Genomic DNA, 15,204 nt, shown 5'->3' with positions numbered 1-15,204 from the left:
AGGTCAGTAGAAGTATGGCGCGTTGTTGATCAGGATGATCCGCAGCGCATAGACCCCGATCAGCACCACCAAAGGGGTCAGATCCAGCCCGCCCATATTCGGCAAAATACGTCGGATAGGGCCATAGATAGGCTCTAATATGCGGTTCAGCCCATACCAAATTTGCGCAACCAACTGCTGGTGCAAATTGAGCACCTGAAAGTTGATCAGCCAGCTCATGATCACATGGGCCAAAATGATGAACCAGACTATGTCCAGGATCAGCAGCAGGATTTGGATCAGCGACAGCATAGGTTCTCCGTTTTCTTGTTGGCCGAGACCTAAGCGCCACAAAGGCAAAGAGCAAGTGTCTGGCACTCAAAGCTTGCGAATTGAATTAAAGCCCCTTCTTATAAACACAACAATAACTGAGGCAGAGATGGCAGAGATTTCCAAACGCAGGCGCATCTGGGGCTGGTGGTTCTTTGACTGGGCCAGTCAGCCTTATCACACCCTGCTGGTCACGTTTGTCTTTGGCCCATACTTCGCCGGGGTGGCAGCCGGGTATTATGCCAACAGTGGACTGGATTCCGAGGCCGCCGCCGCGCAGGCGCAGACGGTCTGGGCAAACTGCCTGACGATCACGGGGCTGATCATTGCCTTTGGTGCGCCTTTGCTGGGGGCGATGGCAGATGTGTCGGGGCGACGCATTCCGTGGATCTTTGCATTTTCGGTCATGTATGCGGTCGGGTCCGGCGCGCTGTGGTACACGATGCCGGATGGTTCGAATATGTGGCTGATGCTGGCGGCCTTTGGACTGGGCTTTGTGGGCGCGGAATATGCGCTGATCTTCATCAACTCGCAGCTACCCGATCTGGGCGATGACAGCGAAGTGGGCGAGATTTCGGGTTCGGGCTTTGCATTTGGCTATTTTGGTGGGTTGATCTCACTGGCGATCATGCTGGCGCTGTTTGTTGAACAGGCGAATGGCAAGACGTTGATTGGGATGGATCCCGCCCTGGGTCTTGATGCTGCGACCCGGGAAGGCACACGTTTTGTCGGCCCGTTTACGGCAGCGTGGTTCATTCTGTTCATGGTGCCCTACTTCCTGTGGGTGCGCGAGGATGTGCCAAGTGACAAAAAGGGCAGCGTGGGTGAGGCGCTGCGGCTGCTCGCGAAATCAGTGTCTAACCTGCGTTACCGCGTCAGTCTGGCCAGTTATCTGGGCTCGTCCATGTTCTATCGCGATGCGCTGAATGGGCTATACAGTTTTGGCGGTGTCTATGCTCGGTTGGTGCTGGAGTGGGACCTGATCAAGATCGGCGTCTTCGGGATTGTCAGCGTGCTGGCGGCGGCGGCGTTTTCCTGGGTGGGCGGCAAGCTGGACAAGAAGTACGGCCCCAAACCAGTGATCATCGTTGCGATCTGGGTTCTGATTTTCGTCTGCGCCACGGTGGTGATGATGGACCGGACACAGATTTACGGCATTCCACTGGTCGAAGGATCTAGCCTGCCAGACATTGTTTTCTTCGGCTGTGGTGTGCTGATCGGGGGTATGGGCGGAATTCTACAATCGGCCAGCCGTTCGATGATGGTGCGTCATACTGATCCCAAGGCTCCGGTCGAAAGCTTTGGGCTTTATGGTCTGTCGGGGCGTGCAACCGCCTTTGCGGCACCTCTATTGATCGGAATTGCAACAACCGTGACTGGCAGTGCCCGTCTGGGGGTGTCACCCGTCGTTGGGTTGTTTATTCTGGGATTAGTCCTGATGCGCTGGGTCAGACCGGAAGGGGATCAGAGCAGATGATTTTAAAGCGTTTTTTGATCGTTTTGGCGGCGCTTGCTTTTGCAGGCACTGCGACGGCAGAGCCTCTGGCGAAGCAGTTGTTTGGGGCGAAAAGGGTCAATTCACAACAAAAACCAGCCGCGTTCGGCAGTTATTCGCGTGGATGCGCCGCCGGGTCCGTGCAATTGCCCGAAACCGGACCTACGTGGCAGGCCATGCGCTTGTCACGCAATCGCAATTGGGGGCACCCCGAAGCGATTGATTATGTGACAGACCTCAGCAAATTTGCGGCGAAACAGCCGGGTTGGAATGGTCTCTATGTAGGGGATATCAGCCAGCCAAGGGGCGGGCCGATGACCTCGGGCCACCGCTCGCATCAATTGGGTCTGGATATCGATATCTGGATGCTGCCGGGAGACAACATGCGCCTCAGCCGCAAGGCGCGAGAGAATATCTCGTCCATTTCGCTGCGGCGCGCGAACGGTGCTTTTGTCAATGGAAACTGGACGAAACAGCACCATGCGGTTTTGCGCGAAGCTGCAAAAGACAAGCGTGTTGCGCGCATCTTCGTGTTTCCCGGGGCAAAGGTGCAGATGTGCAAGGATGAGAAAGGCAACCGCGCCTACCTGCGCAAGATCAGACCATGGTGGGGGCATCATTACCATTTTCACGTCCGTCTGAAATGCCCCCGAGGGTCGAAAGGCTGCGTCAATCAGGACTCGCCACCCAAGGGCGATGGTTGCGCCCAGGCGCAGGAATGGGTGAACAACATCCTCAATCCGCCGCCACCTGATCCAAATGCGCCAGCCCCCAAGAAACGCCGGGAATACGTTCTGGCCGATTTGCCACAACAATGCGCTGCCGTTTTGCAATCCAACTGAGCGCTTTTCTATTTGCGGCCACGGCAGCCGTGGCGGTCGAAATCAAGCCCGCCACATATCTGCACAGCTTTGAGTGGAAAGACCCCGCAAACTGGTTTGGCGGGTTTTCGGCGCTGCACGTCTGGGACGATGGTCAGCAGATTCTGGTGCTCAGTGATCGGGCCAGAATAGCCACGGCAAGATTAGAGCGGGACGGGGATCAGATCACCAGCGTTCGTGTGTTGGATCATTGGCAGGTTCTGTCCAGCCAGGGGCGCATCATGAAAGGCGGTGTTGGGGATTCCGAAGGGCTTGCGCTGGCACCAGGTGGTGGGGTCTATGTCGCGTTCGAGGGGGTGCACCGGGTCGCTCGTTATTCAGAGCCGGGTGCCAAGGCACGCGTTTTACCGCGCCCCCCGGCTTTTGAAGATCTCGCTGACAACGGGTCTTTCGAAGGTCTTGCCGTTGATGCGCGCGGCTGGCTTTACACAATGCCGGAAAAAGACCGTACCGCTGACGGGGACATCCCGGTTTACCGTTGGAATGGCGATGCATGGTCGATCCCATTCGTCTTTCCGCAACGCGGTGGGTTCAAGCCTGTCGGTGCTGATTTCGGCCCGGACGGGAAGTTTTATGTGCTGGAGCGTAAGCTGGGTTTTGTCGGCTTCCGCTCGCGACTGCGCCGATGGGATGTGGCGGATGACACTCCCAATGCCGAAGAAACCCTGTTCGAAACCGCAACGGGCACGCATGACAATCTCGAAGGGCTGTCAGTCTGGCGCGATGGGCAGGGCTGTTTGCGGGCCACGATGATCTCGGATGACAACTTCCTGGCCCTGCAGCGGACCGAATTGGTGGAGTATCTTCTGCCTGATTGACTCTGGGTCACCAAGGGTCTAAACGCACGGCTTGCCTTGGGACGGTCCCTTGGCCAAGTCGCCGCTACCTTGTCAAAACGGGCATCTGAAAATGCAACGCGCTTACATTCCCGGCATCATTGCCATGGCCGCCATTGTTGTGGCCTCGAACTTCCTGGTCCAGTTCCTGATCCTTGACGGGCTGTTGACCTGGGGTGCTTTTACCTATCCGCTGGCCTTTCTGGTCACAGACATCATGAACCGCGTCTACGGCGTGGGTCCGGCCCGCAAGGTCGTGTTCGCCGGGTTTGTCACCGGCATCATCTGCTCGCTGATCGGCAGCCAGATCATGTTGCAGGGTGACGGCTTCACCTATGCCGCCGTACCTCTGCGGATTGCCGTGGCTTCGGGAACCGCCTTCTTGATCGCGCAACTGACCGATGTCACCATCTTTAACTCGCTGCGTGGTGGTCGCTGGTGGCGCGCGCCTCTGGTCTCGACGCTGGTTGGCTCTGCACTGGACACTGCACTGTTCTTCACCATCGCCTTCTCGGCCTCGGTTACCTTCTTCGGTGCCAATGCAGATGCTGCGATCAACTGGGCTTGGGAGCCTGTTCCCTTCATGCTGTCTGGCCCAATGGCGCCGCTGTGGGTGACATTGGCCTTTGCAGACTGGCTGGTGAAACTGTCGCTGGCCCTGATCGCGCTGATCCCGTTCAAGGTGATCGTTGCGCGGCTGACGGCGCAGCCTGCGTAAAAAGTGCTTTGAGAATGGCGCATCTTGTGCCACGCTCAATTTCAACCGCAACAAATAGAAAAGGAGGTGATCCAGTGTCAAGAAAGAGATTGGAGAGAGGTGTCGGAACAACCGGGGGGAAAGCCTGCTAGGGCAGCCCTTGGCGGAGCGCTCGCTCCGGCTGGTCGATTGATCTAACCGACCCGACCTCCTGAACTTTCGAAGGGCCGTCCCATAGGGGCGGCCCTTTCTGTTTCCATCCATGCCCTATAAGATCCGCCCCATGTTGCACATCACTGACGATATCATCCTGCAAGACTGGGAAATGACCGAAAGCTTTGTCCGCTCTTCCGGTCCCGGTGGGCAGAACGTCAACAAGGTTTCCACCGCTGTTGAGTTGCGATTTGAGGCTGCGCGCTCGCCTTCTTTACCCGATCCGGTCAAGAACAGGCTGAAACGGCTGGCCGGGCGACGCTGGACCAAGGATGGTGCGATCATCATCCAGTGCGAAGAAACGCGATCGCAGGCCCGTAATCGGGAAATTGCGCGTACCAGACTGGCTGAACTGATCACCCGCGCGTTGGTCAAACCCAAACGGCGGATCGCAACGAAACCCACCTATGGCTCGGTCAAACGTCGGCTTGCTGCGAAAAAGGCCCGAAGCGATGTAAAAACACTGCGGGGCAAAGTGTCCGAAGATTGATCTGGCATCTTGTCGGGGCGTTGATAGTCTGACCTTCAAAAGCTGCAGGAGGGTAACGCCATGAGACTGGATGGAAAAACCGCAATCGTAACCGGTGGCGCATCCGGGTTCGGCGCAGGGATTGTACAAAAATTTCTGGACGAAGGCGCGCGCGTGATGATTGCGGATGTCAATGGCGAAGCGGCGCTGGATCTTGCGAACTCTCTCGGTGAACGGGCGATTGGACATCAGGTCGACGTCGCAGACGGGGCTTCGGTTCAAGCCATGGCTGAGGTTGCGCAGGATCAGTTCAGAGATCTCGACATTCTAGTTAACAATGCGGGCGTCACGCATTTGCCAACCCCGCTTGAGGATGTCAACGAAGAGGAATTCGACCGTGTCTTCAACGTTAATATGAAATCGGTCTACCTAACTGCGCGTGCTTTTGTCCCGGCGATGAAAGCGCGCCGGGCAGGGGCAATCCTGAATGTGGCCTCTACGGCTGGGTTGTCTCCGCGCCCCAACCTGAATTGGTACAACGCCTCCAAAGGCTGGATGATCACGGCAACCAAGACCATGGCTGTGGAACTCGCCCCGACCAGTGTGCGTGTGAACGCCATCTGCCCCGTGGCCGGAGAAACGCCGCTGCTGAAATCCTTCATGGGCGAAGACACGCCCGAGATTCGCGCCAAGTTCCTTTCGACCATCCCACTGGGCCGTTTTTCCACGCCGGAAGACATGGCAAACGCCGCTTGTTTCTTGTGCTCGGACGAGGCCAGCATGATCACCGGCACAGCACTCGAGGTCGACGGAGGCCGCTGCATCTGATCTGCTCTTCATCTTTTCGGAAATTCTCTCGCCGAAGGCAGCGCACCTATGCGCTTCCCGGCCTCAACTTCGAAGGAAAAATGACGCCTGGACCCAAAAACCTGATCACCGATATCCCTGGCCTGATGGTCGGCAACGCGCAGGACGACGCGCTGAAATCCGGCACGACCGTCTTGACGGCTCAGGCCCCGTTCCTGGCTTCGGTCCACGTGATGGGAGGGGCGCCCGGGACGCGTGAGACCGACCTTCTGGCGGCGGACAAAACGGTGACGCATGTCGATGCGATCGCATTGTCTGGCGGTTCGGCATTTGGGCTGGACGCCTGTTCCGGTGTCTCGGACGGGCTCCGTGAAAGGGGCCGGGGTTTTCCGGTCGGCGACATTAGTGTGCCCATTGTGCCGGGGGCGATCCTGTTCGATCTGCTCAACGGAGGTGATAAAAACTGGGATCAAAACCCATACCGCACCTTGGGTCGCGCCGCGTTCGAGGCTGCGTCGGATCGGTTCGATCTTGGCACTGCTGGCGCAGGCACCGGCGCTTTGGCCGCCATGCAAAAGGGCGGGCTGGGCTCTGCTTCGTTTGTTCTGGAAAGTGGCATCACTGTTGGCGCGCTGGTTGCCGCCAATCCGCTGGGCAGTGTAACCACACCCGGAGATCGGCATTTCTGGGCCGCACCGTTTGAAATTGGCGACGAGTTTGGCGGTTCAGGGCCTGACCCGGCCGCTGGTCTTGGGCTTCCACAGCCCAGCCGTAAGGCACAGGCGATGAAACCGGCAGACCCCACCAAGACAAATACGACCATCGCCGTCGTGGCAACAGATGCTGCCCTGACCAAGTCCCAATGCCAGAGGGTGGCCGTTGCCGCGCATGATGGGATCGCGCGCGCTATCGTACCGGCTCACACACCCGGTGATGGCGATCTGGTGTTTGCAGCCAGCGTTGGTGCCCGGCCTATAGCGAACAGAGCTGAGCTTGGGGTCATCGGCAACGCAGCGTCGCTGTGTCTGGCGCGGGCGATCGCGCGGGCGGTGTATCTGGCGACACCGGCAGCGGGCGACCTTTTGCCCTGCTGGTCCGGGGTACATGACAAAAGTTAAGGACAGCCTATTTGTCGCAGTGGCACAGTAAACCCGCGCGGCAATCTGCGCGTTGACTCTTTTTTGCGCCGAAGGTCCATTCGGTGCAGCCAATTTGTATCGGAGCACAAGCTATGAATCGCATCCTCGCTACCGCAATCGTCGGCCTTTTGGCCCTGCCCGCCTATGCAGAAGGCGATGCCGAAGCCGGCAAGAAAACCTTCAACAAATGCAAGTCCTGCCACTTGATCGCCGACCCCGAAGGCGAGGTGATCGTCAAAGGCGGAAAGACCGGCCCGAACCTGTATGGCGTCGATGGCCGCACGGCTGGGACATATGAGGGCTTCAAATACGGTGACAGCATTGTCGCCGCAGGCGAGAAAGGTCTGGTTTGGGACGAAGCGACCTTTGTCGAGTACTCGCAGGATCCCAAGGCATTCCTGAAATCCTATCTGGATGACACCGCCGCCAAGTCGAAAATGACGTTCAAGCTGAAAAAAGGCGCTGAAGACGTCTATGCCTATATCGTCAGCGTTTCAGGCGAATAAGCCCTGACACAAAGTGTGACGCACAAGGACCAAAGGCCGCAGCCCCTGCGGCCTTTGGTGCGATTGATACCCGAGTGAATAGAAGCCACTTTGCTATTCAACGAGAGAATTCAAAAACTCGTCGCACAGCCAGCCCATTCAGAAGGCAGCTAAACTCAAATCAGCGCCCGGCAGACGGACTGGCAGCAGGAGAGGACAGATGGGAATCATGATCCCGGCTTGGGTTGATGGCGAATTGACCCCCGTAGACAAGCTGGAAGCGCATGAAAAAGGGCTCAAGCACAAGGCTGTGTCCGTGTTTGTTGTGCGCGGTACAGAGATTTTGTTGCAACGTCGCGCGATGGGCAAGTACCACACGCCGGGTCTGTGGGCGAATACCTGTTGCACGCATCCGGAATGGGATGAAAGCTCGTCCACTTGTGCCGTGCGGCGCCTGCGCGAAGAACTTGGAATCACCGGTCTCTATCCCGAATACCGACACCGTCTGGAGTACCATGCGGATGTGGGCAACAACATGGTGGAGAACGAGGTTGTCGATGTCTTTCTGGCCCATGTCCGCGGCCCACTGAAAATTGAGCCTAACCCGGACGAAGTCATGGAAATTCGCTGGATCGACTATCACGACCTTCTGGCCGAAGTGACCCGCCATCCGGACCGGTTCACGCCGTGGCTCAAGATCTATCTGCACAATTATGCCGATACGATTTTTGGCCCTGATCTGATCATTTCGGCTAAATCCTGACCCTTCGGAAAAACCCTGCCTTGCAAGGACGGCCCAAGCCGCCTAAATCAACGCGTCATGGCCAAACAAAAGACAGACCCAAATTACAAGGTAATCGCCGAAAACCGGCGCGCCCGCTTCGATTATGCGATCGAAGAGGATATCGAGTGCGGTATTGTTCTGGAAGGGTCCGAGGTAAAGTCCCTGCGAACCGGTGGCTCGAACATCGCCGAAAGCTATGCTTCGGTCGATGATGGCGAACTGTGGCTGATCAACTGCTACATCGCACCTTACGAACAGGCCAAAGTGTTCAAGCACGAAGAGCGTCGCCGTCGCAAGTTGCTGGTATCACGCAAGGAATTGTCCAATCTCTGGAATGCGACCCAGCGCAAAGGTATGACGCTGGTGCCGCTGGTTCTGTATTTCAACCATAAGGGCCGGGCCAAGCTGAAGATCGGGATCGCCAAAGGCAAGAAGATCCACGACAAGCGGGAAACGCAAGCCAAGCGGGATTGGTCACGGCAGAAACAGCGGCTGTTGAAAGATCACAGCTAAACGCAGGGCGAAGCGTTAATCGTCGCGCCCAGGTTCGTTTGGATTGCTTGAGAACAGCGCGATCTTGTTACCTTGGGGGTCGCGCAGGTAGCCGACATAAAAGTTGGCTCCGTAATTGGCGCGAAAGCCCGGTGGGCCCTCGTCGGACCCTCCAGCGGCAAGTGCTGCGGCATGAAGATCCCGGACTTGCTGCTGGGTTTGTGCCTCAAAAGCGACCATGGATCCGTTTCCAGCCGAAGCAGGACCCCCGTCGAAGGTCGGTTTCACGTAGAAATCGGGCAGCACCGGGGACTGGCCCGGGTCCACGGGCAAGGCAAAACTTAACCCTTCGGGCCCTTCTTCAAGTTCGAAATCTAGCGCAGGCAAAAACGCCGTGTAAAACCGTTTTGCGCGCGCCATGTCATCGACGCCAACAGTGACATAGGCAATCATGTTTCGCCTTCCTATCCGAGCGTTTTGGGATCTCTGTCCCAAAGCTTAGGTCAGCTTCGACTTGGGCTCAATAAACGCCTTGCCTCAGAACGCCATCGCCGACTGCACCGCGCGTTGCCAGCGTTTATAAATGGCGTCGCGTTCATCCTGTGCCGTATCTGGTTCAAAGCGACGATCCAGCTGCCACGTTTCTGCAAATCCGCTCTGATCGGGATACACACCGGCCTTCATCCCGGCCAGCCACGCCGCACCTAGCGCGGTCGTTTCCTGCATCACGGGACGATCCACCGGCGCGCCCAAGCAGTTCGACAAGCCTTGCATGGTCCAGTCAGATGCGCTCATTCCGCCATCGACGCGCAGGATGACATCGGCATCAGCCCCCCAATCACCCTGCATGGCGTGCCACAGGTCACGTGTCTGAAAGGCAATGCTTTCCAGCGTGGCGCGTGCGATCTCGGCCCGGCCCGAGCTGCGGGTCAGCCCGAACATCGCACCGCGGCAATCGGGTTTCCAATAGGGCGCGCCCAATCCGGTAAATGCGGGCACCAGAATGACATGTTGGTTCGGATCTGCCTGAGCGGCGAGATCGCCGCTTTGAGGGGCCGAGTCGATGATCTGCAACGCGTCCCGCAACCACTGCACGGCCGCCCCTGCGATAAAGATCGATCCTTCCAGCGCATAGGTTCGTTGACCGTCCAACTGATAGGCAATCGTCGTCAGCAGTCGGTTTTTCGATTCAACCGGCTGTGCGCCCGTGTTTAGTAGCGCAAAACAGCCCGTTCCATAGGTCGACTTCATCATACCAGGCTGGAAACAGGCCTGCCCGATTGTGGCCGCTTGCTGGTCGCCAGCAACGCCCAGAATAGGAATGCTTCCTCCAAGCATTGTGGTGGTGCCGAAATCCGATGCGCAATCCCGCACTTCGGGCAAGAGGCTCAGGGGTACATCAAGCAGATCGCAGATCTCGTCGCTCCATGCGCCCTTATGGATGTCGAACAGCAAGGTACGGGCGGCGTTGGTGGCATCGGTGGCATGAACGCGGCCTTCAGTCAGCCGCCAGATCAGGAAACTGTCTATCGTGCCGAACAATAGTTCTCCGGCTTCGGCCCTCTCACGCGCACCAGAGACGTTATCCAGCAACCATTTGACCTTGGTGCCTGAGAAATACGGGTCCAGCAACAAGCCGGTCTGGGCAGTGACGTCATCCTCGCACCCTGCTTGTTTGAAGCGGGCACAGATGTCGGCGGTGCGGCGGTCCTGCCAGACGATGGCGTTGTGGATGGCTTTGCCGGTTTGTTTGTCCCAGACGACCGTTGTTTCTCGCTGGTTGGTGATGCCGATACCGGCGATTTGATCGACTGAAACGCCGGTGGTTTCAATCACTTCGCGGCACACGTGCATTACGCTGGACCAGATATCCTCGAGGTCATGTTCAACCCAGCCTTCCTGCGGGAAGTGCTGGGGAAACTCTTGCTGTGCGGCGCCTACAGGCTGCATGTGCGCATCAAACAGAATGGCGCGCGAGGATGTCGTGCCCTGATCGATTGCCAGAATATAGGTCATGTCCGCTCTCCCCCGGTCTTGTTTGACGGGACTTTAGCGCGAACAACGGCGCAGGGGCCAGAGCAGAAATCAGACCGGATTGACCGGGATATTGTCGATCAATCGAACCCCACCGGCCCAGGCGGTAACGAACAAACGGGCGGGCTTGCTGGCTTTGGACAGGTTTTCCAAAGTCTCGGCACAGCGAAGGTCGATATATTCGATCTCGGAAAACCCTGCTTGCAATAAGTTTTCCTTCGCCTCCTGCGCCAGCGGGGCAAAGTCTTTTCCGGTAGCCAAACCGTCAGCCACGTGTCGCATGACATTGTTCATTCGTTCTGCAACTCTCAACCCTTCGGGTGAAAGAAGAAGGTTGCGAGACGACATCGCCAGGCCCGAAGGTTCGCGCACGGTTGAGCAGCCGATCACCTCGATAGGGATGTTCAAATCGCGGGCCATGCGGCGGACCACCAACAGCTGTTGATAGTCTTTTTCCCCGAAATAGGCCCGATCAGCTTGGGTTTGCAGAAACAGCTTGGCGACAACGGTGGCGACGCCCTCGAAATGTCCCGGACGGAAGGGGCCTTCCATCATGTCCGTCAGGCCAGCAACCGAAACCGTGGTCGAAAAACCATCAGGATAAACTTCATGCGGGTCCGGCACATAGATCGCGTCCACCCCATAGGGGGCCAGTTTCTTGGCGTCCTCATGTTCGGTACGGGGGTAATTGGCCAGATCTTCGGGGTTGTTGAACTGCTTGGGGTTCACAAAGATGGTCACGATGACCCGGTCGCAACCTTCTTTCGCGGCCTGCGCCAGTGACAAATGTCCTTCGTGCAGCGCACCCATGGTCGGAACAACGCCAATAGTCTCTCCGTTCCTGTGCCATTCGTTGGTTTTGGTGCGCAGCTCGGCCAGAGAACGCAAAATCGGTGCAGTCATGCCTTAGGTCCTTTGGTCGGAGCCTGGTCGGCAAAGACATGTTCGTCTGCCGGGAAGGTCCGTGTGCGCACTTCGGCGGCGTATTCTGCAATGGCTGCTTCGGCCAGCGGGCCCAGCTGGGCATAGCGTTTGACGAATTTGGGTTTGAAGGCGGTGAAAAAGCCGACCATGTCGTCCACGACCAGAATCTGCCCGTCACAGCCCGCAGAAGCACCGATGCCGATGGTCGGGATCGCAATCTCTTCGGTGATCTGGTCGGCCAGACCTTGCGGGACTTTCTCCAGAACAACTGAAAACGCACCAGCCGTGGCCACGGCGCGGGCATCTGCCATGACAGTTTCTGCCTGATCGTCACGGCCCTGCACCTTGTAACCGCCCAGCGTGTTGATTGATTGCGGGGTCAGACCGATATGGGCCATCACCGGGATGCCGCGCTTGACCAGAAAGCGGATAGTCTCGGCCATTTCAACGCCACCTTCCAGCTTCACAGCCCCGGCGCCGGTTTCCGCCATAAGCCGCGCCGCGTTGCGGAAAGCATCGGCAGGAGAATGCTCGTAGCTGCCAAAGGGCATGTCGATGACCATCATTGCCCTGTCCAGACCACGCGACACCGCCTGACCGTGCAGGATCATCATCTCCGTCGTGACGCCAAGCGTGGATTCAAGCCCGTGCAGCACCATGCCAACGCTGTCGCCCACCAGAACAAAGTCGCAATGCGCATCCATCAGGCGCGCCATAGGCGTGGTGTAGGCGGTCAGCGAGACCAGAGGCACGCCGCCTTTTCGGGCGCGAATATCCTCGGCGTTCAGGGCTTTCTTGCGGGCGGTTGCGCTCATGGGTCGCTCCTGCAGGTATTATGTTGCAGTGCGGCATAGCAGATCGGAAGGGGTCGAAGAAACCCCGGTTGCGCGAACATTCCCTTGATTGACCTCAGGTTTACAGGAAGACTGTCAGTAAAACGGCCCTGAAAACAAGGGCACAACCAGTTTCAGTAGGGAGAGTTCACATGACAAAATTCATGTTCCGGACATTTGCAACGACCCTGGCCGTGGGGGCCAGTCTGCTTGCCACGCAAGCTCTGGCCAAGTCCGACATCACCATCGCGATGCAGCTTGAACCCCCGCATCTGGACCCCACCAGTGCTGCAGCGCAGGCCATCGACTCGGTGGTTTACACCAATATCTTCGAAGGTCTTACTCGCTTTATGGGTGACGGCTCGGTCGTGCCCGGCCTGGCTGAAAGCTGGGAGATTTCCGACGATGGTACGGTGTATACCTTTAAGCTGCGTGATGGTGTGACGTTCCATGACGGCACAACTATGGATGCCGAGGACGTCAAGTTCACGCTTGACCGAGCTACCGCCGAAGACAGCGCGAACGCACAGAAGGCGCTGTTTGCCGGGATCGAAAGTGTCGAAGCGTTAGACCCGCTGACCGTCAAAGTCACTCTGTCAGAACCGAATGGTAATTTTCCGTTCAATCTGGCCTGGGGGGATGCGGTCATCGTTGCGCCCGACAGTATCGAAAACATCAAGACCAACCCGATCGGCACCGGGGCTTTCTCCTTTGACAACTGGGTTCAGGGCGACAGCATCACTTTGAACCGAAACCCCAATTATTGGGGCGATCAGCCCGCGTTAGAGACTGCGACCTTCAAGTTCATCTCGGATCCAACCGCCGCTTTTGCCGCCATGATGGCCGAGGATGTGGACGTATTTGATAACTTCCCCGCGCCGGAAAACCTGCCGCAGTTCGATGCAGATCCACGCTTTCAGGTTCTGGTCGGTACAACTGAAGGGGAAACGATCCTGTCCACCAACAACAAACAGTCTCCGTTTGACGATATCCTTGTCCGGCAGGCCGTGGCTCATGCCATCGACCGACAAGCGATTATTGACGGGGCAATGTTTGGCTATGGCACGCCGATTGGCACTCATTTCGCGCCGCACCATCCGGCTTATGTCGATTTGACCGGCGAATCCGCCTATGACCCTGAACAGGCCAAGGCGTTGCTGGCCGAGGCCGGGTTTGAAAACGGGTTTGAAACCACACTTCACTTGCCGCCGCCTTCATACGCCCGTCGGGGGGGTGAGATTGTTGCCGCGCAACTGGCCGAGGTCGGCATCACGGCCGAGATCATCAATGTCGAATGGGCGCAATGGCTGGAATCGGTGTTCAGGGGCAAGGATTTTGGTCTGACGATTGTCAGCCATACCGAACCCATGGACATCGGAATTTATGCCCGGCCCGATTATTACTTCCAATATGAAAGCACTGATTTTCAGGCGCTGATGGATACTCTTAACGCCACCACCGACCCCGATGAACGCAGCCGCTTGTTGGGTGAGGCGCAGCGTCTGATCTCGACCGACTACGTGAACGGCTATCTGTTCCAATTGGCCAAGCTGGGCGTCGCAAAGGCCGGTGTGCAGGGATTGTGGGCAAACGCCCCCACAGCGGCAATCGACCTGACCCAGATCAGCTGGTCTGAATAATGCCTATACCGGGGCTGCCTGATGCGGCCTCTGCCCCACACTCTTTTCGGGTGTCTCTTGTTATGTTCGTGTTTCGTGTTTTTTGTTTTCTCTTTTTGGGCCTTTGTCTTTCGTCGATCGCACCGGACAAGGCCATGGCACAAAACGTGTTGGGCGGACGGCTGGATGCGCTGACCGGCACACCAGAGAACCCGCTTGAAGTTGGCATTGGTATCCGCATCGACCAGATTACCAGCGTCGATCAAAAGGCCGAAAACTACGGTGCTGTTGTGGTTTTGCGCGTAGAGTGGACGGATCCCGCGCTCGCGTTTGATCGTGCTGAGATCGGGCGCGATATCCGGGTTTTTAACCCGCCGAATCTTGCGGATCATGCCGCCGACATCGGCACCATTTTGCCTGCCTTTGTCATCCACAACCAGCAATCCAACAAATGGATCCACGAATCCGCGGCGTCCCTGCGGTATGATGGGCGCGTCGTTTATGTTGAGAAATCCTCGCTGACGTTGCAGGCACCGCATTTTGACTTCCGAAAATACCCGTTCGATACACAGGAGTTTCATTTCGAGGTCGTATCAATCTTTCCCTCTGACTACGTGACGTACCGCCCGCTTGAGGACTATTCCGGACTTGGCGATCTGTTGGGGGAAGAAGAGTGGATTTTGGGCAATGCACGTCTGGAAGCGACCAGGGTCACAGGCTTATCAGGCAGACAAAGCGATCAGGTCGCGCTTGTTTTCGAAGGCAACCGGCACCTGACCTATTACGTCATTCGGGTGTTCCTGCCGATGCTGGTTCTGATTTCGGTCGGATGGGCGCTGTTCTTCCTGGATGAATATCGCCGCCGGATCGAGATTGCGGGCGGCAATCTGCTGGTCTTTGTTGCCTTCAACTGGGCGATCTCTGCTGATTTGCCAAAGCTCGGCTATCTGACCTTTCTGGATTTTGTTCTTCAGTGCATGTTCCTGATGACCGGGGCATTGATCGTGTTCAATGTTGCGCTGCGAAAACTCAAAGTTTCCGGGAAAGAAGGAGCGGCGCGGACGCTGGACAATTATGCGATCAAGTGGATCTATCCGTTGGGCTATGCCGCAATCGTGGCCTACGCGGTTTTCGCCTATCTTCTGGTGCCTTAGGTGCTAGACCCGCGCTTGATGTGACCCTAACGT

At 57.3% G+C, this 15,204-nt stretch carries 17 protein-coding genes; 12 read left to right on the top strand and 5 right to left on the bottom strand.

All coding sequences use genetic code 11. The annotated features are described in order from the left end of the window. Positions 1-3 precede the first annotated feature (3 nt). Positions 4-291 carry a YggT family protein gene (locus ALB80_RS16295; RefSeq protein WP_050605153.1) on the bottom strand — a complete coding sequence of 96 codons (288 nt, stop codon included), beginning with the start codon at positions 289-291 and terminating at the stop codon, positions 4-6. A 127-nt stretch (positions 292-418) separates the two neighbouring features. On the opposite strand from ALB80_RS16295, the gene ALB80_RS16290 reads away from it, so the two are divergent. The 10 genes from ALB80_RS16290 (at position 419) to smpB (ending at position 8,628) form a co-directional block, all read left to right on the top strand. Continuing rightward, positions 419-1,786 (top strand): MFS transporter, encoded by a 1,368-nt coding sequence (locus ALB80_RS16290; protein ID WP_050605152.1) that lies wholly within the window; start codon positions 419-421, stop codon positions 1,784-1,786. After that, entirely contained in the window at positions 1,783-2,646 is an 864-nt protein-coding gene (gene mepA, locus ALB80_RS16285; RefSeq protein ID WP_050605151.1) for a penicillin-insensitive murein endopeptidase, read from the top strand. The genes ALB80_RS16290 and mepA overlap by 4 nt, the downstream gene beginning before the upstream one ends. After that, on the top strand, positions 2,619-3,503 hold the full coding sequence (locus ALB80_RS16280; RefSeq protein WP_050605150.1) for an esterase-like activity of phytase family protein: 885 nt from the start codon (positions 2,619-2,621) through the stop codon (positions 3,501-3,503). Before mepA ends, ALB80_RS16280 begins: the two co-directional genes overlap by 28 nt. Before the next feature lie 91 nt (positions 3,504-3,594). Beyond that, the gene (locus ALB80_RS16275) at positions 3,595-4,239 is read left to right on the top strand and encodes a queuosine precursor transporter (protein ID WP_050605149.1); all 645 of its coding nucleotides are present in this window, start codon (positions 3,595-3,597) and stop codon (positions 4,237-4,239) included. 262 nt (positions 4,240-4,501) lie between these two features. Continuing rightward, the gene (arfB, locus tag ALB80_RS16270) at positions 4,502-4,921 is read left to right on the top strand and encodes an alternative ribosome rescue aminoacyl-tRNA hydrolase ArfB (protein WP_050605189.1); all 420 of its coding nucleotides are present in this window, start codon (positions 4,502-4,504) and stop codon (positions 4,919-4,921) included. A gap of 60 nt (positions 4,922-4,981) precedes the next feature. Next, the gene (locus ALB80_RS16265; protein ID WP_050605148.1) at positions 4,982-5,728 is read left to right on the top strand and encodes an SDR family oxidoreductase; all 747 of its coding nucleotides are present in this window, start codon (positions 4,982-4,984) and stop codon (positions 5,726-5,728) included. Positions 5,729-5,808: 80 nt separating this feature from the next. Then, positions 5,809-6,825, top strand: a complete 1,017-nt coding sequence (locus ALB80_RS16260; RefSeq protein WP_050605147.1) for a P1 family peptidase — start codon at positions 5,809-5,811, stop codon at positions 6,823-6,825. Between the two features lie 113 nt (positions 6,826-6,938). Continuing rightward, positions 6,939-7,352 carry a cytochrome c family protein gene (locus tag ALB80_RS16255; RefSeq protein ID WP_050605146.1) on the top strand — a complete coding sequence of 138 codons (414 nt, stop codon included), beginning with the start codon at positions 6,939-6,941 and terminating at the stop codon, positions 7,350-7,352. A gap of 199 nt (positions 7,353-7,551) precedes the next feature. Further along, positions 7,552-8,094, top strand: coding sequence for an isopentenyl-diphosphate Delta-isomerase (gene idi / locus ALB80_RS16250; protein ID WP_050605145.1), 543 nt, complete (start codon positions 7,552-7,554; stop codon positions 8,092-8,094). Positions 8,095-8,151: 57 nt separating this feature from the next. After that, the gene (gene smpB / locus ALB80_RS16245) at positions 8,152-8,628 is read left to right on the top strand and encodes an SsrA-binding protein SmpB (RefSeq protein ID WP_050605144.1); all 477 of its coding nucleotides are present in this window, start codon (positions 8,152-8,154) and stop codon (positions 8,626-8,628) included. 15 nt (positions 8,629-8,643) lie between these two features. Here the strand turns inward: smpB and ALB80_RS16240 are convergent, their stop codons facing one another. The 4 genes from ALB80_RS16240 to panB form a co-directional block, all read right to left on the bottom strand. Beyond that, positions 8,644-9,060, bottom strand: a complete 417-nt coding sequence (locus ALB80_RS16240) for a VOC family protein (RefSeq protein WP_050605143.1) — start codon at positions 9,058-9,060, stop codon at positions 8,644-8,646. An 84-nt stretch (positions 9,061-9,144) separates the two neighbouring features. After that, positions 9,145-10,623, bottom strand: coding sequence for a glycerol kinase GlpK (gene glpK / locus ALB80_RS16235; RefSeq protein WP_050605142.1), 1,479 nt, complete (start codon positions 10,621-10,623; stop codon positions 9,145-9,147). A gap of 69 nt (positions 10,624-10,692) precedes the next feature. Next, complete coding sequence (panC, locus tag ALB80_RS16230; protein ID WP_050605141.1) at positions 10,693-11,544, bottom strand: pantoate--beta-alanine ligase; 852 nt, start codon at positions 11,542-11,544, stop codon at positions 10,693-10,695. Then, positions 11,541-12,380 carry a 3-methyl-2-oxobutanoate hydroxymethyltransferase gene (gene panB, locus ALB80_RS16225; protein ID WP_050605140.1) on the bottom strand — a complete coding sequence of 280 codons (840 nt, stop codon included), beginning with the start codon at positions 12,378-12,380 and terminating at the stop codon, positions 11,541-11,543. The genes panC and panB overlap by 4 nt, the downstream gene beginning before the upstream one ends. 170 nt (positions 12,381-12,550) lie before the next feature. Between panB and ALB80_RS16220 the strand changes: the two genes are divergently transcribed. Both ALB80_RS16220 and ALB80_RS16215 read left to right on the top strand, forming a co-directional pair. After that, positions 12,551-14,038, top strand: coding sequence for an ABC transporter substrate-binding protein (locus tag ALB80_RS16220; RefSeq protein WP_050605139.1), 1,488 nt, complete (start codon positions 12,551-12,553; stop codon positions 14,036-14,038). Between the two features lie 134 nt (positions 14,039-14,172). Then, positions 14,173-15,171 carry a hypothetical protein gene (locus ALB80_RS16215; RefSeq protein ID WP_253276894.1) on the top strand — a complete coding sequence of 333 codons (999 nt, stop codon included), beginning with the start codon at positions 14,173-14,175 and terminating at the stop codon, positions 15,169-15,171. The last annotated feature ends 33 nt before the right edge of the window (positions 15,172-15,204 follow it).

This window comes from Ruegeria sp. 6PALISEP08 (assembly GCF_001238295.1).
Taxonomy (GTDB): Bacteria; Pseudomonadota; Alphaproteobacteria; order Rhodobacterales; family Rhodobacteraceae; genus Ruegeria.
The sequence above is the reverse complement of the archived record's forward strand: the minus strand, read 5'-3'. Positions and strand labels throughout refer to the sequence as shown.